Here is a 20,699-nt window from a genome sequence, read left to right as displayed (position 1 = left end):
CTATTGTAACAGCAGATTTAGCTGTTGGTGCAATCACTTCAGAGAAGATAGCTGATAAGACAATTACAGAAGTAGATATTGCTGATGGAGCGATTAATCCGTATAAGATTTTAGCAGATGCAGTTGAAGCTAAACATATAAATAATGATGTTGCGGGCGCAGGATTAATTCAAAATGCCACAAGTGGAGCGTTAGAAGTAGATGTAACTGCTATCGAGGGGGATGGAGATATAACCTCTACAGACCTAACAGTTACTGGGGGTGCTAATTCCGTATTTAATGATGTTAGTTTGGAGGTTAAAGATGGTGCAATCACAGCAGTCAAATTAAGCTCTGTAGGATCAACAGCAGGACAGGTTCCAGTTGCTGATGGATCAGGAAATGTATCGTATAAAACATTATCAGCAACAGAAGTAGCATACGAGAATACTACATCAGGGTTAACAGCAGAAAATGCGCAAGCAGCTATTGATGAGTTGGCAGCAGGAAGTACCGATGATCAGACAGCGACAGAGGTAGATATCACTACAATTAGTGGTCTTACTTCATCAACAGTTCAGGGAGCATTGGAGGAATTGAATACAAATAGCACCGACGATCAAACAGCAACAGAAGTACCATACGAGAATTCTACATCAGGGTTAACAGCTGAAAACACCCAAGCAGCAATAGATGAAGTAAATACTGCAACTCAGGCAGTGACTGAAGAAGTTAATACAATATCTAAAGCAGCTAGAATTTTTTATCCGCCTTCAATTGCTATAGATGCTTCAGTAAATGGAAATTTTGAAATCGATTTATATCAGCAATATGTTGATCAATTTACACTTGCAAATACTGCTACTTCAGCATTTAGTACAAATGCTCCAAAGGCAATACCTACATATGCTGCAAATGAATTGTATTACTATGTTACTTATTATGATCCTAAAGTTTTTGCAAATGTGAAGATTAGTGATACAGGAGTTATGACTTATGATGTAATTGCATCTCCAGCAGATTACAACTCACTTATCAACGTGGTATTCGTAGTAAAATAATTGTTTGATATCATCTAAAAAGAAATCATTTTGAAACATCAAAATAAACATATCAAACAATTTGCAATAGGATTGCTTTTGCTACTTTCCTATCAAGCGAGTGCGCAATTTGTTCTAGAAGCCCCTGTTACAAATTCAACAGATGGTACTATTAGTAACTATCGTTGGTTTGTGCAAGACGGTTCTTCCGATAATGCCAGTGATGCAGTTTTATTAAAAGAGTCTGAAACAGATAATACACTTGAGGTATTTTTACCAGGAGTGTATTATGCAGTGTATGATGGTACTATATGTGGTAAAAACACGAGTGATTATTTTATACTAACTTATTGTAGTTCTCCAGAGAACGAGGTTACATTAGATATTTCTAGTAGCGTGAGTAGTAATGCTACCGTGAGTTGGAATAATAGTTCGTTGGGTGTAAATAAAGCTCCTAAAGTTATTGCTGATAATACTAAACAGAAATATGAAGCTACTGTTACCAAGGCAGGTAATTTAATTGAATTGCCTACTTTTTTTGTTGCTTGCTTCGGAGAGCAATTCGAATTAGTAGATGATATTGTAGCAGTTTTGGATGATAATCCAACAGGAAAGACAATTATTAAAATGACAGAGAATGATATTTCTTTACCATCTATGGGAGTGTTTGATTATACAAATCCGAGCCATGGTACAATAGAATTATTTGGTCAAGAAACGTTGGATCCTAATGATGATTATTTTGTTTATACTCCAGGAACATCATTTGTGGGATATGATGAGTTTACATATCAACTTAGTATGTTAGATCAATATAATGTCGAGCAAACGAATTCTGCAACTGTAACTATTGATCTTATACATGCTGCTAATGATAAGTTAACAGTGTTAGAAGACAGTCAAACTGGTAATGATAATCAGATTGATGTTAGTGATAATGATAATATTGGAGGTAATGGAAGTGGTGGAGATGATTACGCACTTGCTACAGCGCCAGTAAATGGAACGGTAACAGAAGTTTCAGATGGGGTGTTTGAATATATTCCGAATGAGAATTTTAATGGTCTTGATTTTTTCATCTATACATTAACAGATGCAGCTGGGAATGAAGTTTCTGCTACGGTATCTGTACAAGTTACTCCAATAAATGATGATCCTATTGCGGTAGATGATGTAAAAAGTACCAATGGAGATATTGTATCGATAGATGTGCTTATAAATGATACCGATATTGATGGAGATCCATTATCTGTTTCGGATTATACTGCTCTTTCTGATCATGGACTAGTGGAAGAGAATACACCTGGAATTTTAACGTATACACCAGAGCCTGGATTTGTAGGTCAAGATTGTTTTGAATATACAGTAAGTGATGGTAATGGTGGTAGCGATACTGCAGAAGTTTGTATTACTGTTGGAGAAGGAGATGGCAAAGGAGTGTTAGCAGAAAATGATGAAGGGGAAATGGAAGAGGATACAGTACTGACAATAAATGTTCTTGCAAATGATGATTTAGGGGGAATTACTGATTACGAAGTGGAAGTAGAGCCTGCTATTACAAATGGTTCAGCATATGTAAATACTAATAATGAAATTGTTTTTACTCCTCATCCAGATTTTGTAGGGCCCATTACTTTTCCATATAGTATTAATTATACAGATCTAACTGGAAATCAAGATTCTTCATCTGCTTTTGTTAGTATTCAAGTAACGCCTGTTAATGATGTGGAAGATGATTTCTATGATGTTGATTCTTCTTATCCTTCAGAAGTGATTTTTAATGTTTTAGGAAATGATACATTTAATGAAGACACTAAATTAGAGATGGTGAGTGTTTCGGATCCTTTAAACGGAACGATAACAGTTAATCCAGATAATACAATCTCATATGTTGTAAACCCTGGTTTTGAAGGGCCAGATATTTTTGCATATATAGTAAGAGTTATTCATGAAGATGGAACTGGAAGGAATGAACAACAAGGTATTATTACTGTAAACGCTTCGCCATTAAGTCCTCCACCAGCTCCGCCAGCGCCAGAAGAGGATTTAAGAGTACATCAGTTAATTACTGCTAATGGTGATGGAAGGAATGATGAGTTGAAAATCTACGGGATAGAAGACTATCCAGATAATACGGTTAAGATTTTTAATAGATGGGGAGTTTTAGTTTATGAAACAGAAGGATATGGTCAAAGTAGCAATACATTTAGAGGGTATTCTGAAGGTAGAGTAACCGTTGGACAGAGAAATAAATTGCCTGTGGGAACCTATTATTATACCATTGAATATATTAAGGAGGAGACTAGAAAAAGTATGGCAGGATATATCTATCTCAATTATTAAGATATGAATGAAGTGAAGAATTATAGATTATTAGTGATATTGTTTATTTTGATTGGGATAAATTCAGTTTTTTCTCAACAAGATGCACAGTACACTCAATATATGTACAATACAATGAGTATAAATCCAGCTTATGCCGGTAGTAGAGGCATGCTTAGCGCTACGGCTTTATATAGAAATCAATGGTTGGGTTTAGATGGAGCTCCGCAAACGCAGACAGTAAATGTGCATGCGCCGATTAAATATAGTAGACTGGGAGTTGGTTTGTCAATAATAAACGATCAATTAGGGGAAGGTGTAACGCAGGAGACGTTCTTTGATGCTGATATTTCCTATACCATTCAAACTTCTTACCAAGGAAATCTTTCCTTTGGATTAAAAGTAGGAGGGAGTTTATTAAATATAGATTTTACAAAACTGAATCAATATGATGATGTTGAGCTTACTGGTCAGAATAATATTGATAATAAGTTTTCTCCTAATATTGGAGCTGGAATTTATTACCATGCCGATAAGTACTATATAGGTTTTTCTGTTCCTAATATGCTTACAACAGATCATTTTGATACGTCTAATAACTCTAATAGTAGCACATCTTATGTAGCTGCCTCTCGTGTACATTATTACCTTATGGGAGGATATGTTTTTGATCTTGACTATAGATGGAAGTTTAAGCCTACACTATTAACAAAATACGTTTCAGGAGCACCTTTACAGGTAGATATGTCTGCTAATTTTATGTATGATGAAAGTGTGACTTTTGGTGTTGGGTATAGGTTTGGAGCAGCAGTAACGGGTATGGTTGGTTTTCAACTTAATGAAGCCTTAGCAGTTGGTTTAGCATACGATCGCGAGGTAACAGCCTTAGGAGGTACACAATTTAATAACGGTACCGTGGAGATATTTCTTAGATATGAGTTTTCAAGGAATTATCGACGTGTAACCGGTCCAAGATTTTTCTAAGCAATAGCAATAGGTTTAGAACATTCAATGTGAAAATCTCGCTTTATGGCGAGATTTTTTTGTTTTATGATATGGTTAACCATTTTTGTAAGTTTGTTGTACTATTTTACAAATCTATTGATAGTAATAGAATATATTGTTGAAAGAAAAAAACTAAATGGAAAAAGAAAAAGTTATTTTGGTGGATTCCAATGATCAGCAAATTGGACTGATGGAAAAAATAGAAGCACATGAAAAGGCATTACTTCATAGAGCTTTTTCTGTTTTCGTTTTTAATGATGCTGGTGAGACTATGATTCAGCAAAGAGCAGCTCATAAGTATCATTCTCCTGGTTTATGGACAAATACATGTTGTAGTCACCAAAGAGAGGGAGAGAGTAATATCGATGCTGGAAAACGTCGTTTACAAGAAGAAATGGGCTTTACGACGGAACTAGAAGAAGTATTGTCTTTTATATATCATGCTCCATTTGATAATGGTTTAACAGAGCATGAATATGATCATATTTTAGTGGGTAAATTTAATGAAGAACCTAATATTAATCCTGACGAAGTTGCTAGTTGGAAATGGATGTCTTTAAAAGATATTAAAAAAGACATGCAAGAAAATCCAGATTTATATACTGCTTGGTTCAAGATTATTTTTGAAAAGTTTTATATTCATATTGAAGAACAATCCACCACATAATTATGAAATTGAAAGTAAGTAGGAAGGCACATTTTAATGCCGCCCATAGATTGTTCCGTAAAGATTGGGACGATCAGAAAAATAAAGAGGTTTTTGGTAAGTGTAGTAATCCAAATTATCATGGCCATAATTATGAATTGATTGTTAGTGTTTCTGGACCAATAGACCCAGAAACAGGATTCGTAATCGATTTAAAAATCTTAAAAGAACTTATAGAGAAAGAGGTAGAAGATCATTTGGATCATAAAAACCTAAATATAGAAGTTCCAGAATTTGCATCGTTAAATCCAACTGTAGAAAATATAGCAATTGTTATTTACAATCGCTTAAAACCCTTTTTAGAGCAATTCGACTTAGAAGTTGTATTGTATGAAACACCAAGAAATTATGTAACCTATACTGGAGCGTAGTACTCTTTGGGAGTAACTAAAAACAGTACGGTTTTTATTAAAATTATATAATAGAAGATGAAATTATATCCAATCAAATTTAACCCAATATTTAAAGAATATTTGTGGGGAGGAACAAAGCTTAAAGAAGTGTTAGGCAAAGACGTTAAGACAGAAACAGCTTCTGAAAGTTGGGAATTATCTGGAGTAGAAGGGAATGTGTCCGTAGTAAGTAATGGTGAATTAAAAGGAAATACGTTACAAGAATTAATAGACACCTATAAAGAAGAGTTTCTAGGGAAGGATGTTTATAATCGCTTTGGAAATAAGTTTCCAATTCTAATTAAGTTTATAGATGCAAAATTAGACTTATCTGTTCAGCTTCATCCAAATGATGCTCTTGCAAAAGAACGACATAATTCTTTCGGGAAAACGGAGATGTGGTATGTTATGCAGGCAGATCCAGGATCGAAACTTATTGTAGGTTTTAATGAAACGCTGACAAAGGAAACATATTTAGAGCATCTAAAAAATGGAAAGTTGCTTGAAATTCTTAATCAGGAAGAAGTAACTGCTGGAGATACTTACTTTATAAATACAGGGAAAGTACATGCTATCGGTGCGGGAATCCTTTTAGCGGAAATCCAACAGACATCCGACGTTACATATCGTATTTATGATTATGAGCGTAAAGATAAGGATGGTAATACACGAGAATTGCATACAGAACAAGCCGTAGATGCTATCGATTATCAGAAGAAAGACGATTTTAAAACTAGTTATGAGACAACTTATAACTCTTCTAATAATATGGTTAATTGTGATTATTTTGTAACCAATTATCTAAATGTTGTAGGGACTTTTGTTAAGCAATTAGTAAATAGAGATTCTTTTACAATCTACATATGTGTAGATGGCCAAGCGCAGGTTACTGTAGGAGAAAATAGCGAGAAGTTAGTAAAAGGGGATACAATTTTAATTCCAGCGGCTATAAACGAAGTAATTATTAGTGCAAAGGATGCTAAAATATTAGAGGTACATATTTAAAAAAAGGTGTACTTTTGCAGCAAAATAAAATACTATGGCTAATATTAGAGATTTAAAGAGAGATATAAACTTCGTTTTAGGAGATATTATAGAAGCAGTATATATCTGGGAGATAAGCACCCAAACTCCAAATTCTAAAGAAGGAGATAAAATAATAGATGAAGCTATTAAAACTTTTGATGATTTAATCGCTAAGGTTAATGATAAAAGTGTTGATAATAGAAAAGCTCATTTAAAGGAAGTGAACAAAGAACTTGAAGAAAAAGCGACTTCTTTGGTTGAGAAATTAAACAAGCTTTCTGCTGCTTAAGAAAAAAAATATTTTTTTGGTAAAAAAGTTTGCAGGTTTAGTTTTCAATATTATATTTGCACACTTTTTAACCGAAACGCCGATGTAGCTCAGCTGGCTAGAGCAGCTGATTTGTAATCAGCAGGTCGTGGGTTCGAGTCCCTCCATCGGCTCCAAAAAGCCTCTCAAAAATGAGAGGCTTTTTTTATGCCTATAACTTGTCCTACAGAGTGTTGAGTTTTATGAACAGCAGTATCCTTATTTTTTAATTCTTCAATAAAAATGTATCTTAGAGGGTGTAATATCTTAAAATACATAGTGTTATGAGTAAAAGAGATACATTTAGAGTTCCTATTTGGTTTTGGATGATTGCGATATTCTCCCTTATATGGAACTTAACCGCTATAGGTGCCTTTGTAGGGCAAATGAGTTTTTCTCAAACTTCTTTATTAGCTTTTCCTGTTCCAGAACAAGAGTTATTAAAAGAATATCCTACTTGGCTAGAAGTAGTCTATGCAGTAGTGGTTTTTGCAGGTATTTTAGGAAGCTTAGGTCTGCTTTTAAGGAAGAAATGGGCAAAACCTTTATTCATTCTTTCCCTTGTTGCAATCGTCGTGCAAATGAGCTATAATTTAATATCGATTACTTCTCTAGAAAACTTTAGTCCAGAAGCAGTAATTCTCCCTATTTTTATTATGTTTTCAGGATTGTTTTACGTGTTTTTTTCAAACTATAGTATCAAAAGGAATTGGCTTGATTAAACTGCCAATTAAAATATTTTTTAGCTCTATATAGAGTTGTGATTTTCTAAAAACTAACCAACTAACTTAATTTATTATGGATGATCAATTTTCTACTAAAATCCCGTGGTGGTTTTGGCTTGTTACCATAGTTGCATTGCTATGGAATTTAATGGGCGTGGGTGCATTTATTGCTGATATGACTATTACAGATGAAGCTATTCAGGCTCTGCCAAAAGCACAACAAGATTTGTATCTTAATAATCCTATATGGGTTAAAGCTGCATACGGTATTGCTGTTATTGGAGGTGCATTAGGATGTATTCTATTAATATTTAGAGTGAAGACAGCGAAACTAGTTTTTATAATTTCGTTTATTGCAATTCTGATTCAAATGGGATATAATTTTTTAATTGCTTCCTCTCTTGAAGTTTATGGGCCTGGAGCTTATTTAATGCCAATAATGATTATAGTAATTGCAGCCTACCTTATAATATTTTCAGGAAAAAGTATAAAAAAAGGTTGGTTGAAATAATATCAACCAACCTAAATATATAATTTAGAAACAGATGTTATTCAGTGATCTCCTCTGTTGCTGCAGTTTGCTCTTTTTCTTTTACTTCCTTTACAAATGTATCTAGCATTTTTCCATATTTAGATGCTGCAACTTCTGGAGTTAATGAGTTGTTTATAGAGTCTAAATATTTTGCATTAGTGTTATATGCGTTTGCAAGTGTAATATAAGGAGCAGCGTAGGAATCTTTATTGTTTAATATAAAATTAAGCGTGTATAAATAACTGCGTGTTGAATTTTTTTCTGAAACTTGATTTAGTGAATCTACTAACTTTTGATCTCCCTTTTTCTCAGCTTCAATACTTTCTTTAATAAGGTCTAAGTTTTTTCCAGAAAATTTAGAAAGAATACTTTTATATTCTGACCATGTATCATTACTTTTTGATCCTTCTATTTTAGCTTCTGGAGCAAAATAATCTCTAGTAGTATTGATGGTGATAATCCCTGGTTCTCCAAAGAAATCAAGACGATCGTTTAGGAGGTTTCCGTCGTTTTTATCTAGATAAAGCGTGAAAACTTCTGGACTTTCAATATATGTAGAAAAATTAAAATCCGAATTTCCATCAATCTCCAATGAATCTATCGTAACCATTGTACTATCTTCTATTTTCTGAAAATATAATGTTCCTTTGCGTAAACCTTCAACGGTTCCTTTAACAGTCATGTTATCATTATTCTTTCCGCAGGAAGCAAGTACTAAAACCAGTAATAAAGGTGCTAATAATCTATACATAAGTTGTTTTTTTCTGAAGGGCAAATATGCGTAATTCTTATTTTAATTGCTACATTTTTGAGGCTAATTCCATTAAATAAGCACAGAAAATAGCGCCATAGGTTCCAACAGCATAACCAAATACAGCTAAAAGCACTCCCACAGTAGCTAATGACGGATGAAATTCTGCTGCCACAACTGGTGCAGAGGCAGCTCCACCAACGTTTGCTTGACTTCCAACAGCTAAAAAGAAGTATGGAGCTTTGATGATTTTAGCAACTATAATTAATAATACCGCATGAATAGTCATCCAAACAAGACCGATTGCAATAAGTCCAGGATTTTCAAATATTTTAAAGATATCCATTTTCATTCCAATAGTAGCTACCAAAATATAGATACAGATGGAACCGAATTTACTAGCGCCAGCACCTTCATAATTTTTGAATTTGGTGAACGATAATGAGATTCCAATTAATGTAGCAATAGTAATCATCCAAAAGAACTGCGATCCAAAAGAAGAGAGCGCACTCTTTTTATCGCTTACAGCATCAAAGTTACTAGTTAAAAAATCGGAAATATTATTAGCTCCAAAATGTGCAATTCCTACAGCAACAAATGCGATAGATAAAATCATCATATAGTCGGTGAGGGTAGGAGTTCTTGTAACTTTTTCAGCAAAAGCTTTCATCTTGTTTTTTAAGTCATCGATAGCGCTGTTGTCTGCTTTTAGCCATTTATCAATTTTATCACTTTTACCAACGCCAAGAAGAACTATTGCCATCCATAAATTTGCAACAACAATATCTACTAAGACCATACCCCCGTATTTTTCCGGATTGTATTTGAAGATCTCCAACATGGCAGCTTGGTTTGCACCACCTCCAATCCAACTTCCAGCAAGTGTGGCAAGTCCTCTCCATACTGCATCTGGTCCAACGCCGCCAACAGTTTCAGGAGAAATAGCAGAAATAAGTAAGATAGCTAAAGGTCCACCAATTACAATTCCTATTGTACCTGTAAAAAACATGATTAAGGCTTTAGGACCTAAGTTAAATACTGCTTTTAAATCGATACTCAATGTCATTAAAACTAATGAGGCTGGTAATAAATATCTACTTGCAACGTAATATAAGTTGGAAGTTTCATCAGAAATAACACCGAATGAGTTGAATAAAGAAGGGAGTAAATAGCACATAAGTACAGAAGGCACTATTTTGTAAAACTTACTCCAAAATCCAGATTTTATTGCTGAAGTATAAAATACGAATCCTAAACATAACATGATGATACCTAATACAATGGTATCGCTTGTGAAAATGGGCGTTTCTTGCATCAAAAAAAATTTTCGGGAAAATACAAAAATGTAAATAAAGAATCACAATGAATAAGACGTTTTAAATAAAGTCAGTGTCGCTTATTCTGTAAGTGGAAGGTAATGTGAGTTGAAGTCTGGTGGCTTTGGGATGAATTTATCTAAATCATCATGAAAAAACTTATTTGAATTTTTAAAGTATAGTTTATCCAAATCTGAATTGTAAGTAGTGAGTTCTCCATTTCTAATTTCATCAATATTATATGTTCTAATAATGTGTGGAGAAAGTTGAGTTTCTAATTTGTCGGCGTAAACAAACGGATTGAAATCGCATTCGTTACTTTGTGTAGTAGTACTATATGTTCCTAAGAGGAGGCTGTCTTGCTTGCTGTTGTTTTGAGAAAAACCTATGGTAGTTACGAGCATTATTAAGACTACAAGAGATTGTTTTGAAACTGAATTTTGAAGTTTCAGAAGAAAAACAATGATCATATCACTCACTTTCAGGGTCGCTTTAATGTTGCTTGAACTACATATGATAGTAAATATAAGAATTTTCAACTTAAAGTGATGCGCTCTTTTGCACTAGAGTAGGCGTGTCAATAAAAAAATAACCGCTATCAAAAGTTTTGATAACGGCTATTAAACAAATTAAAATAAATGTTTCTTTTTAAATTTTTAAGCAGCTGGTAAATCTCCTTTTTCTTTTACAGGAAGTGATGAAGATCCCATTAAATAGGTGTCTACGTGGTGTGCAGCTTCTCTACCTTCAGAAATAGCCCAAACAATCAATGATTGTCCTCTGCGCATATCTCCAGCAGTAAAAATGTGTGGCACATTAGTTTGATACTTATTGTTACCTTTTATATTGCTTCTATCGTCTGTATGCAGTCCTAGTTGCTCGCTTAATGTCGCTTCAGGGCCTGTAAACCCAAGTGCTAATAAAGCAAGTTCGCATGGCCATTCTTTTTCGGAACCTTCAACTTCTTTTAATTGAGGGCGCTCACCAGGTATTTTAACCCATTTTACTTCAACAGTTTTAATGGCTTTTAAATTTCCTTTTTCGTCTTTTACAAACTCTTTGGTTAATATGCTCCAATTACGTTCTACACCTTCCTCATGAGAAGAAGTAGTTTTTAGTGTAAAAGGCCAATATGGCCATGGGTTTTCGTCAGTTCTTGAAGTGGCTGGAATCGGCATAATCTCAAAGTTAGTAACCGATTTTGCTCCATGACGGTTAGATGTTCCAACACAGTCGGAACCTGTATCTCCACCACCAATAACAATTACATTTTTTCCAGCAGCATGAAGAGATTCTGTAGTTTCTTCAAGGCCATCAACAACTTGGTTGTTACGTTTTAAGAAATCCATAGCTTGAACAACTCCGCTAGCATCAGCTCCTGGAATTGGTAATTTTCTGCGTTGTGTAGCTCCTCCACAAAGAACAACAGCATCAAAATCGTTTAACTGTGCTACATCGTAGTTTTTTCCTACGTGTACATTGGTTTTAAATTCGATACCTTCTTCTTCTAAGATAGCAACTCGACGATCGATTACTTTCTTTTCTAATTTGAAATCTGGAATTCCATAACGAAGTAAACCACCTACCTTTTTATCACGTTCAAAAACTGTAACTGTGTGTCCAGCACGATTTAATTGTTGTGCTGCAGCTAGTCCAGAAGGACCAGAACCTACAACGGCAATTGTTTTTCCAGTACGTTTTTTTGGAGGATTTGCTTTAATCCATCCTTCTTTAAATCCGCGTTCTACAATATATTTCTCAATAAGTTCAATAGAAACAGGAGGTTGTATAATCCCTAGTACACAAGCAGATTCACAAGGTGCTGGGCATAATCTCCCTGTAAATTCAGGGAAATTATTGGTAGCATGTAACAAGCGTAATGCTTTACTCCAGTCATTTTTATATACTGCGTCATTAAAATCTGGGATTAAGTTCCCTAATGGGCATCCACTGTGGCAAAAAGGAATTCCGCAATCCATGCATCTTCCACCTTGCTCATTTAATTCTTCAGTTTCGAGTTCTTTGGTAAACTCGTTGTAATTTTTTACACGTTCTTCAACAGCAATATTGTCTTCGCCGCGTCTTTCGTATTCTAAAAATCCTCTTAGTTTTCCCATTTTATGCTGTTGTTAATTCTTTATTCTTAATTTCTTCTTTTTCCTTAGCAAGAAATGCTAAAGCTTTTTTGTATTCCGTAGGCATCACCTTAACAAACTTATTGCTGTTACTTTCCCAGTCGGCTAACACTCGTTTTGCAAGCGGACTATCAGTATATTTTACATGTTCAGCAATCAGTGCTTGTAATTGGTCTTGATCATTATCATCAAGATCTTCCAATTCAATCATTTCCATGTTAAAGTTATTGGTGTCTAGTTTATTCTCTGGATTATAGATGTAAGCAATACCACCACTCATTCCTGCGGCGAAATTTCTTCCTATTTGTCCTAGAATTACAGCTACACCACCAGTCATATATTCACAACCGTGATCTCCAATCCCTTCTACAACAGCTTTAGCTCCAGAGTTTCTAACTAAGAAACGCTCTCCAGCAATACCGTTAATATATGCTTCTCCATTTATAGCTCCATACATGGCAACGTTACCAATAATAACATTGTCTTCAGGTTTGAAAGTAGCCTTTTCAGGTGCTTTTACGACTAATTTAGCTCCAGATAATCCTTTTCCGAAGTAGTCATTAGTATTTCCATTCACTTGAAGTGTAAGTCCTTTTGTTGCAAAAGCCCCAAAACTTTGTCCGGCAGAACCTTCAAAATTTAAGGTAAGCGTATCTTCAGGAAGCCCATCTTCACCATGGATTTTAGAAATCTCATTACTAAGAATAGCACCTGTAGTACGATTCATATTATTGATAGGGAAATCTAAAGTCATTTTCTCTTTACGGTATACCGCAGGGTGAGCAAGATTTAGAATATCGAAATCTAAAACTTTCTCTAATTGATGATCTTGTTTTTCTGTATTATGAAGTTTAACGTGTTCTGGAACTCTTGGTTTATAAAGAATATTAGAAAGATCTACCCCTTGCGCTTTATAGTGCTTAATGGCTTTATCCATATCTAATTTCTGACTTTGACCTACCATTTCTTCAATAGTTCTGAACCCAAGGTCTGCCATTATTTGGCGTAGTTCCTGAGCAATGAAATACATGAAGTTAATTACATGCTCTGGTTTTCCGTTAAAGTTCTTACGTAATTCAGGATCTTGCGTAGCGATACCTACAGGGCATGTATTAAGGTGGCAAGCACGCATCATAATACAACCTGAAGCTACTAATGGAGCGGTTGCGAAACCGAATTCTTCAGCTCCTAATAAGCAAGCAATAGCCACATCACGACCAGTTTTTAATTGTCCGTCACATTCCATTACAATTCTTCCTCTTAAATCATTAAGAACAAGAGTTTGCTGTGCTTCTGCGATACCAAGCTCCCATGGTAATCCTGCGTGGCGAAGTGATGTTAATGGAGATGCTCCCGTACCACCATCAAAACCAGAAATAAGCACTACATCTGCTTTTGCTTTGGCAACACCGGCAGCAATAGTTCCTACACCTACTTCAGAAACTAATTTTACATTTACTCTAGCTTCACGATTTGCATTTTTTAAATCGAAAATTAGCTGTGCTAAATCTTCAATAGAATAAATATCGTGATGCGGAGGAGGTGATATCAATCCTACATAAGGAGTAGAATTTCTAGTTTTGGCAATAGAAGGGTTTACTTTTGGCCCTGGTAATTGTCCTCCTTCACCAGGTTTTGCTCCCTGAGCCATTTTAATTTGTATTTCTCTAGCATTGGTAAGGTAGTTTATAGAAACTCCAAAACGTCCAGATGCAACTTGCTTAATGGCGCTGTTTCTCCAGTTACCGTTAAGGTCTTTATGGAAACGATCTGGATCTTCTCCACCTTCACCAGAATTACTCTTACCTTGAATTCTATTCATGGCAATTGCTAAATTCTCATGTGCTTCCTTACTGATAGAGCCGAAAGACATCGCTCCAGTTTTAAAGCGTTTTACAATATCTGTCCAAGGTTCTACTTCTTCAATAGGAATTGGATTTAGCTGTTTGAATTTAAACATTCCTCTAAGTGTCATCAAGCGTTCTGTTTGCTCGTTGATCATTTTAGAGTATTCCTTGTAACTATCAAATTTATTAGTTCTTACCGCTTGTTGTAGTTTGGAAACAGTTGTTGGGTTAAACATATGTCTTTCCCCATTTCTTCTCCAACGATAATCACCACCAATTTCTAAATCTAAATCTGATAAAGCTTCACTGTCAGTATAAGCCTTAACAATTCGATTCTGAATTTCTTTTTCGATTTCATAGATCCCGATACCTTCAATACGACTGGTAGTGTTACAGAAGTATTTATTTACAAACTTTTTATTTAATCCTAAAGCTTCAAAAATTTGTGAACCTCTGTATGAGTGTAAAGTTGAGATTCCGATTTTGTTCATGATCTTAACAATACCTTTTCCGATAGCTTTGTTGTAATTTACAATGGCCTCGTCGAACGTATTTTTGATATCTCCATCTGCAATTGCCTTCTCAATAATTTCATTTACCATGTATGGATTAATCGCGCTAGCGCCATATCCAAATAACATTGCAAAGTGGTGAGGTTCTCTTGGTTCGGCAGATTCTATTACAATACCTATTGCAGATCTTTTTTCTTCTCTTTTAAGTGAATGGTGTACATGAGAACATGCTAAAGCAGAAGGAATAGGAGCCATTGTACTAGAGACATTTCTGTCTGAAAGAATAATGGTGTTACACCCTTCGTCAATGGCGTCAGAAATTTCTCTTACCATTTCATCTAAACGTGCTTCAAGGCCATTCAACCCTTTATTTATATCATAAAGGATTGAAATTGAAACGGCCTTAAAGTCCGGGTGGTTAATATATTTAATCTTATCCAAGTCTTCATTTGAGATAACTGGATTTTGGATTTTAAGTTTTTTACATTGCTCAGGAACAATATCGAAGATGTTTCTGTCTCCACCAATTGATAAGCTAATGTCTGTTACAATTTCCTCACGGATCCCATCCAATGGTGGGTTAGTAACCTGTGCGAAAAGTTGCTTGAAATAATTGAAAAGCAACTGAGGCTTGTCTGATAATACAGCAAGAGGGGTGTCTGTACCCATAGATCCGATGGCTTCTTTTCCAAGAGTTGCCATTGGTGTAATAAGTGTTTTTATATCTTCTTTTGTGTATCCAAATAATTTTTGACGCGTTACAAATGGTTCTTTTTCAATAGGAGTTTTGTTTCCTGTATATGAAATGCTAGAAAGTTGTAATAAGTTTTCGTTTAACCATTTTCTGTAAGGTCTTTTGCTTGCAATACTCTCTTTTACCTCTTCATCGCCAATAATACGTCCTTCATTCATGTCTACTAAGAACATTCTACCCGGTTCTAATCGTCCGTGATGCTCCACATTTTCAGGAGCTACATCAATAACTCCTGTTTCAGAAGACATAATTACGTAACCATCTTTAGTAACAGTATATCTAGAAGGTCTTAAACCATTACGGTCTAAAAGAGCTCCAATGTAATTTCCGTCAGTAAAAGGAATCGAAGCTGGGCCATCCCAAGGTTCCATAATACAAGAATTGTACTCATAGAAAGCTTTTTTAGAATCCGACATAGATTGGTGTTTTTCCCAAGCTTCTGGAACCATCATCATCATTGCTTCTGGTAATGAACGTCCAGTTTGTAATAGGAGTTCTAAAACCATATCCATTGATGCAGAATCAGATTTTCCTTCTAAAACGATAGGTGGAATATCTTTAATGCTATCTCCGAAAATTTCAGTTTTGAAAAGCTCTTCTCTAGCTTTCATTCTACTAAGGTTTCCCCTTAGTGTATTAATCTCTCCATTATGACACATTAAACGGAAAGGTTGTGCAAGATCCCATGTAGGGAATGTGTTTGTAGAGAATCGTTGGTGTACTAAAGCTAACTTTGTTACTACTTCAGGTTGCATCAGGTCTCTGTAATAAGCACTGATGTCTTGAGGCATTAAAAGTCCTTTATATATAATTGTATTGGTAGAAAGACTTGAGAAATAAAAGAACTCTGCTTCTGATAGATTAGAATCTAAAATGGCGTGCTCGGCAATTTTTCTACCAGCAAAAAGTTTAGCATTGAATTCTGTTTCAGAAAGTTCTTGGTTGTTTTTACCAATAAATACTTGTTTGATATATGGTTCTGTCTCTGCAGCAATTTCCCCGATACATGCATGATCTACTGGAACATCACGCCACCCAATAATTTCTAGGCCTTGCTTTTTAATGTTCTCTTCAAAGATATTAATGCATATTTGAGACTGATTCTTAGATTTAGGTAGAAATAACATTCCTACCGCATATTCTTTAGGTTCGGGAATTTCGAATTTACAAGCTTGTTTAAAAAAGGCGTGAGGAATTTCTATAAGTATTCCGGCACCATCTCCTGTTTTTCCATCTGCACTTACCGCACCTCTATGTTCTAAACGTATTAGAATGTCTAGTGCTTTATGTATAATGTCGTTTGTTCTAACTCCGTTTAGGTTACAGATAAAACCTGCACCGCAATTATCGTGTTCAAACTCCGGGGAGTATAGTCCTTGTTGTTGTGGTTTCATAAATTACGTGGTTTCCACAAATCTACCAAGAAAGATGCATATTTGTCAACGTTTTGATGTTAAAGATGAAATTAATCAATCGTTCGGAAATAAACCCTGAGAAAAATGTAATATCGTAATTCTGAGTATGCTCAAATTATCAAATCGTTAATTTAAAGACATAATAATGTTAATCCCTATTTTTAAGAGGGGTCTAAGTGATTATTTGTGTAAATAGACTGTTAAATTTTATTATATACGGGGGTGTAGTCGTATTTTTGCATAAAAAAAACCAATTACCCCTATTTTTAATAGGGGTAATTGGTTTTTTAGTGTGTTTTTTATGATAAACTCTTTTTTTTAAGAGGGGTTTAGTCGGCTAAAATGCTTCTTGAAATTACAATTTTTTGAATTTCTGAAGTCCCTTCATAAATTTGAGTAATCTTAGCATCTCTCATAAGTCGTTCTACATGGTATTCCTTAACATACCCATTTCCACCATGAATTTGTACTGCTTCTACTGCTACATTCATAGCTGTTGTAGAGGCGTGTAGTTTTGCGATAGCGCCAGAAAGGTCGTAGTCATTTCCATTGTCTTTGTCCCAAGCTGCTTTTAAAACAAGGTGTCTAGCTGCTTCAATTTGGGTATGCATATCTGCAAGTTTAAAAGCAATGGCTTGATGATTACATATTTCCGTGCCGAAAGATTTTCTTATTTTAGAATAGCTTTTTGCAAGCTCGTAGGCTCCAGAGGCAATTCCAAGTGCTTGAGCTGCAATTCCGATTCTACCACCAGCTAATGTTTTCATGGCGAATTTAAATCCAAATCCATCTTCTCCGATTCGGTTTTCTTTAGGAACTTTAACATCGTTAAAAATTAAAGAATGCGTATCACTTCCTCTAATTCCTAATTTTTGCTCTTTTGGTCCTACTTCAAAACCAGGCATTCCTTTTTCAAGAATAAGGGCATTTATACCTTTATGTTTTTTCTCGGGATGTGTTTGTGCGATAACAAGATATACATCCGCAGAATTACCATTTGTAATCCAATTCTTAGTTCCGTTAACTATATAGTGATCTCCTTTATCTATTGCAGTAGTTTTTTGAGAGGTAGCATCACTACCAGCTTCAGGCTCTGATAAGCAAAAAGCACCAATAATTTCTCCAGAAGCTAGTGGTTTTAAATATTTTTGTTTTTGTTCTTCAGTTCCGTAATGCTCTAAACCCCAGCATACTAAAGAGTTATTTACACTAACAATCACAGAAGCAGAAGCATCAATTTTAGAAAGCTCTTCCATTACCATAACATAAGAAACGGTATCCATTCCACTTCCTCCATATTCAGGAGAAGTCATCATTCCTAAAAAACCAAGCTCCGCCATTTTCTTCACTTGCTCCGTAGGGAATTCTTGCTTTTCATCTCTCTCTATTACTCCAGGTAATAATTCAGTTTTAGCAAAATCTCTTGCAGCCTCTTTTATCAGTAATTGTTCTTCAGAAAGTTTAAAATCCATCCTATTTTGTGATATTTTTATAAAGTTCTTCAAATATAATTTTAAAATGTAACATTTTCAATGATTCTTGTTTATTTTTACTTCAATGAAACAGGAAAACTACAACGTTATAGGGGTGATGTCTGGAACATCATTAGACGGAATCGATCTTGTGAATATTCGTTTCACATATGAAAAAAACTGGACCTTTGAAGTTATAAACGCCGAAACATATGGATATAGTGCTGATTGGAAGCGAACGCTTAAAAATGCTATTCATATAGATAAAGAGGCGCTTAATGATTTGGATGAAAGGTATACTATTTTTTTAGCTGAAATAATCGATAAGTTTATTCAGAAAAATAATATTAAAGAAATAGACTTTGTAGCTTCTCATGGACACACTATTTTTCATAAACCTGAAATTGGGGAAACATATCAGATAGGAAATATGCCTTTTATTGCTGAAAAGTTATCTAATAAGGTGATATGCGATTTTCGGGTGCAAGATGTTCAATTAGGAGGGCAAGGAGCTCCGTTAGTTCCTATTGGAGATAAGCTGCTTTTTTCTGATTATGATTATTGCTTGAACTTAGGAGGTTTTGCAAATGTATCTGTTATGGATGATGGAGTTTATAGGGCTTTTGATATTTGTGCAGTGAATAATGTGTTGAATCATTATGTTCATCAATTGGGGTTTGATTACGATGATGGTGGTAAAATTGCTTCTTCAGGTACTCTAAATAGTGAGTTGCTTGAAGAGTTAAATAATCTCCCGTTTTACAAGAAAACATTTCCTAAGTCATTAGGAATAGAATGGGTGGAGAGTGATGTGCTTCCTATTATAGATGGCTATAAAATTGCTCCTGAAGATATATTGAGAACATATGTAGAGCATTCTGCATATCAAACAGCCGCAGTTTTAAAAAAATCTTCCTCAGTCTTAGTTACTGGCGGAGGGGCTTACAATACTTTTTTTATTGATAAATTGAAAGCATATAGTGGTGCGGATATTTTTCTTCCTGAAAATGAAATAATAGAATTTAAAGAAGCTATAATTTTTGGATTATTAGGCGTTTTAAAAGACAGAGGAGAAGTAAACTGCTTGAAGGCTATCACAGGCGCGTCAAAAGATCATAGCAGCGGAAAAATATACAATCCTTAAAAAAGTATAAAAATCGAGGTCAGATTTTTTAGTTTTATATATTTGTGAATACTTAAATAAATTAATGAAAGAATTACTTAAACAATACGAAAATAAGTCCCCCGAAATAATTTTTAATTGGAAAGATTCTGAAACGGATGCTGAAGGGTGGACGGTTATTAATTCCCTTCGTGGGGGAGCTGCTGGAGGAGGAACTCGAATGAGAGTTGGACTCGATGCAAATGAGGTACTTTCGCTAGCAAAAACAATGGAAGTTAAATTTACAGTTTCTGGTCCAGCAATTGGAGGAGCAAAATCAGGAATTAATTTTGATCCTAAAGATCCTAGAAAAAAAGGTGTTTTAGAGCGTTGGTATAAGGCAGTATCGCCTTTACTTAAAAGTTACTACGGTACCGGAGGAGATTTAAATGTAGATGAAATACACGAAGTGATTCCTATTACCGAGAATTGTGGTGTTTGGCATCCTCAAGAAGGTGTTTTTAATGGACATTTTAAGCCATCTGAAGCTGATAAAATTAATAGAATTGGACAGCTAAGGCAAGGTGTTATTAAAGTTTTAGAAAATAATAACTTCTCTCCAGATACAAAACAGAAATATACGGTAGCAGATATGATTACCGGTTATGGAGTTGCAGAGTCTGTAAAACACTATTATGATATTTATGGAGGTAACATTACTGAAAAGAGAGCAATTGTTCAAGGTTTTGGGAATGTAGGAGCTGCAGCAGCTTATTATTTGTCTCAAATGGGAGTGAAAATTGTTGGTATCATAGATATTAACGGAGGGGTTATCAATGAAGAAGGGTTTACTTTCGAAACTATAAAAGGATTCTTTTTAGATAAAAAAGGGAATACCTTAGATCTTCCAGATATGATTCCTTTTGAGGAGATGAACGATCGTATTTGGAATCTCCAAGCAGAGATATTTTTACCTTGTGCGGCATCAAGACTTATTAAAAAAGAACAAATTTCTCAGTTAATCGCAACTGGTTTAGAAGTGGTTTCATGTGGTGCCAATGTTCCTTTTTCTGATAAAGAAATATTTTTTGGACCTATAATGGAATATACAGATCAAAGAATAAGTCTAATTCCAGATTTCATTTCGAACTGTGGAATGGCAAGAGTTTTTGCTTATTTTATGGAGCGAAGAACAGAAATGACGGACGAAGCAATCTTCGAAGACACTTCTAATACTATCAGAAAAGCATTACAAAACACGTATGAACATAATGCTGATAAAATAAATATTAGCAGTACCGCTTTTGAAATAGCATTAAAACAATTAATTTAGACGCAAATTATATACTAACAACTATAAA

General features: G+C 34.8%; 17 protein-coding genes and 1 tRNA gene. 12 read left to right on the top strand and 6 right to left on the bottom strand.

Features of this window, described 5'->3' with window-relative positions; translation table 11 throughout:
• The 10 genes from JM658_RS15100 to JM658_RS15055 all read left to right on the top strand — a co-directional run.
• Positions 1 to 1,040: hypothetical protein (locus JM658_RS15100; RefSeq protein ID WP_236960168.1), on the top strand; the 1,040-nt coding region annotated here is incomplete at its 5' end.
• Positions 1,041 to 1,070: 30 nt separating this feature from the next.
• Positions 1,071 to 3,362 (top strand): Ig-like domain-containing protein, encoded by a 2,292-nt coding sequence (locus JM658_RS15095; RefSeq protein ID WP_236960166.1) that lies wholly within the window; start codon positions 1,071 to 1,073, stop codon positions 3,360 to 3,362.
• 3 nt (positions 3,363 to 3,365) lie between these two features.
• Complete coding sequence (locus JM658_RS15090; protein WP_236960157.1) at positions 3,366 to 4,325, top strand: PorP/SprF family type IX secretion system membrane protein; 960 nt, start codon at positions 3,366 to 3,368, stop codon at positions 4,323 to 4,325.
• 157 nt (positions 4,326 to 4,482) lie between these two features.
• Positions 4,483 to 5,013, top strand: coding sequence for an isopentenyl-diphosphate Delta-isomerase (gene idi, locus JM658_RS15085; RefSeq protein ID WP_236960155.1), 531 nt, complete (start codon positions 4,483 to 4,485; stop codon positions 5,011 to 5,013).
• Between the two features lie 2 nt (positions 5,014 to 5,015).
• Positions 5,016 to 5,423 (top strand): 6-pyruvoyl trahydropterin synthase family protein, encoded by a 408-nt coding sequence (locus JM658_RS15080; protein WP_236960153.1) that lies wholly within the window; start codon positions 5,016 to 5,018, stop codon positions 5,421 to 5,423.
• A 57-nt stretch (positions 5,424 to 5,480) separates the two neighbouring features.
• Complete coding sequence (locus tag JM658_RS15075) at positions 5,481 to 6,449, top strand: type I phosphomannose isomerase catalytic subunit (RefSeq protein WP_236960151.1); 969 nt, start codon at positions 5,481 to 5,483, stop codon at positions 6,447 to 6,449.
• 34 nt (positions 6,450 to 6,483) lie between these two features.
• On the top strand, positions 6,484 to 6,759 hold the full coding sequence (locus JM658_RS15070) for a hypothetical protein (RefSeq protein ID WP_236960149.1): 276 nt from the start codon (positions 6,484 to 6,486) through the stop codon (positions 6,757 to 6,759).
• Between the two features lie 78 nt (positions 6,760 to 6,837).
• Positions 6,838 to 6,914: transfer RNA gene (locus tag JM658_RS15065), tRNA-Thr, on the top strand.
• Positions 6,915 to 7,061: 147 nt separating this feature from the next.
• Entirely contained in the window at positions 7,062 to 7,499 is a 438-nt protein-coding gene (locus tag JM658_RS15060) for a hypothetical protein (RefSeq protein WP_236960147.1), read from the top strand.
• 76 nt (positions 7,500 to 7,575) lie between these two features.
• Positions 7,576 to 8,013, top strand: a complete 438-nt coding sequence (locus JM658_RS15055) for a hypothetical protein (RefSeq protein WP_236960145.1) — start codon at positions 7,576 to 7,578, stop codon at positions 8,011 to 8,013.
• A 37-nt stretch (positions 8,014 to 8,050) separates the two neighbouring features.
• Here the strand turns inward: JM658_RS15055 and JM658_RS15050 are convergent, their stop codons facing one another.
• From JM658_RS15050 to JM658_RS15025, 6 genes are all read right to left on the bottom strand, one after another.
• Entirely contained in the window at positions 8,051 to 8,785 is a 735-nt protein-coding gene (locus JM658_RS15050; RefSeq protein WP_236960143.1) for a DUF4369 domain-containing protein, read from the bottom strand.
• 49 nt (positions 8,786 to 8,834) lie between these two features.
• Positions 8,835 to 10,100 (bottom strand): DUF819 family protein, encoded by a 1,266-nt coding sequence (locus JM658_RS15045; protein ID WP_236960141.1) that lies wholly within the window; start codon positions 10,098 to 10,100, stop codon positions 8,835 to 8,837.
• An 81-nt stretch (positions 10,101 to 10,181) separates the two neighbouring features.
• Positions 10,182 to 10,571 (bottom strand): hypothetical protein, encoded by a 390-nt coding sequence (locus tag JM658_RS15040; protein ID WP_236960139.1) that lies wholly within the window; start codon positions 10,569 to 10,571, stop codon positions 10,182 to 10,184.
• Positions 10,572 to 10,757: 186 nt separating this feature from the next.
• Positions 10,758 to 12,218, bottom strand: coding sequence for a glutamate synthase subunit beta (locus JM658_RS15035; RefSeq protein WP_236960138.1), 1,461 nt, complete (start codon positions 12,216 to 12,218; stop codon positions 10,758 to 10,760).
• A 1-nt stretch (position 12,219) separates the two neighbouring features.
• Complete coding sequence (gltB, locus tag JM658_RS15030; protein ID WP_236960136.1) at positions 12,220 to 16,743, bottom strand: glutamate synthase large subunit; 4,524 nt, start codon at positions 16,741 to 16,743, stop codon at positions 12,220 to 12,222.
• A 350-nt stretch (positions 16,744 to 17,093) separates the two neighbouring features.
• Positions 17,094 to 18,236, bottom strand: coding sequence for an acyl-CoA dehydrogenase (locus JM658_RS15025; RefSeq protein ID WP_236960128.1), 1,143 nt, complete (start codon positions 18,234 to 18,236; stop codon positions 17,094 to 17,096).
• Between the two features lie 85 nt (positions 18,237 to 18,321).
• On the opposite strand from JM658_RS15025, the gene JM658_RS15020 reads away from it, so the two are divergent.
• Positions 18,322 to 19,380: an anhydro-N-acetylmuramic acid kinase gene (locus JM658_RS15020; RefSeq protein WP_236960125.1), complete on the top strand. Its 1,059-nt coding sequence runs from the start codon at positions 18,322 to 18,324 to the stop codon at positions 19,378 to 19,380.
• A 64-nt stretch (positions 19,381 to 19,444) separates the two neighbouring features.
• Positions 19,445 to 20,671, top strand: coding sequence for a Glu/Leu/Phe/Val dehydrogenase dimerization domain-containing protein (locus JM658_RS15015; protein WP_236960123.1), 1,227 nt, complete (start codon positions 19,445 to 19,447; stop codon positions 20,669 to 20,671).
• Positions 20,672 to 20,699 lie beyond the last annotated feature (28 nt).

It is taken from the genome of Joostella atrarenae, assembly GCF_021764745.1.
In the GTDB taxonomy this organism is placed as follows: domain Bacteria; phylum Bacteroidota; class Bacteroidia; order Flavobacteriales; family Flavobacteriaceae; genus Galbibacter; species Galbibacter atrarenae.
Note: the sequence above shows the minus strand (reverse complement) of the source record. Positions and strands in the feature narration are given on the sequence as shown.

What these genes read in the sequence shown, in the direction of transcription:
- JM658_RS15090 (WP_236960157.1), top strand. Translation starts at nt 3,366, where the DNA reads ATGAATGAAGTGAAGAATTATAGATTATTAGTGATATTGTTTATTTTG.
- JM658_RS15020 (WP_236960125.1), top strand. Translation starts at nt 18,322, where the DNA reads ATGAAACAGGAAAACTACAACGTTATAGGGGTGATGTCTGGAACATCA.
- JM658_RS15015 (WP_236960123.1), top strand. Translation starts at nt 19,445, where the DNA reads ATGAAAGAATTACTTAAACAATACGAAAATAAGTCCCCCGAAATAATT.
- JM658_RS15025 (WP_236960128.1), bottom strand. Translation starts at nt 18,236, where the DNA reads ATGGATTTTAAACTTTCTGAAGAACAATTACTGATAAAAGAGGCTGCA.
- idi (WP_236960155.1), top strand. Translation starts at nt 4,483, where the DNA reads ATGGAAAAAGAAAAAGTTATTTTGGTGGATTCCAATGATCAGCAAATT.
- JM658_RS15070 (WP_236960149.1), top strand. Translation starts at nt 6,484, where the DNA reads ATGGCTAATATTAGAGATTTAAAGAGAGATATAAACTTCGTTTTAGGA.
- JM658_RS15045 (WP_236960141.1), bottom strand. Translation starts at nt 10,100, where the DNA reads ATGCAAGAAACGCCCATTTTCACAAGCGATACCATTGTATTAGGTATC.
- JM658_RS15060 (WP_236960147.1), top strand. Translation starts at nt 7,062, where the DNA reads ATGAGTAAAAGAGATACATTTAGAGTTCCTATTTGGTTTTGGATGATT.
- JM658_RS15050 (WP_236960143.1), bottom strand. Translation starts at nt 8,785, where the DNA reads ATGTATAGATTATTAGCACCTTTATTACTGGTTTTAGTACTTGCTTCC.
- JM658_RS15080 (WP_236960153.1), top strand. Translation starts at nt 5,016, where the DNA reads ATGAAATTGAAAGTAAGTAGGAAGGCACATTTTAATGCCGCCCATAGA.
- gltB (WP_236960136.1), bottom strand. Translation starts at nt 16,743, where the DNA reads ATGAAACCACAACAACAAGGACTATACTCCCCGGAGTTTGAACACGAT.
- JM658_RS15075 (WP_236960151.1), top strand. Translation starts at nt 5,481, where the DNA reads ATGAAATTATATCCAATCAAATTTAACCCAATATTTAAAGAATATTTG.
- JM658_RS15055 (WP_236960145.1), top strand. Translation starts at nt 7,576, where the DNA reads ATGGATGATCAATTTTCTACTAAAATCCCGTGGTGGTTTTGGCTTGTT.
- JM658_RS15040 (WP_236960139.1), bottom strand. Translation starts at nt 10,571, where the DNA reads ATGATCATTGTTTTTCTTCTGAAACTTCAAAATTCAGTTTCAAAACAA.
- JM658_RS15035 (WP_236960138.1), bottom strand. Translation starts at nt 12,218, where the DNA reads ATGGGAAAACTAAGAGGATTTTTAGAATACGAAAGACGCGGCGAAGAC.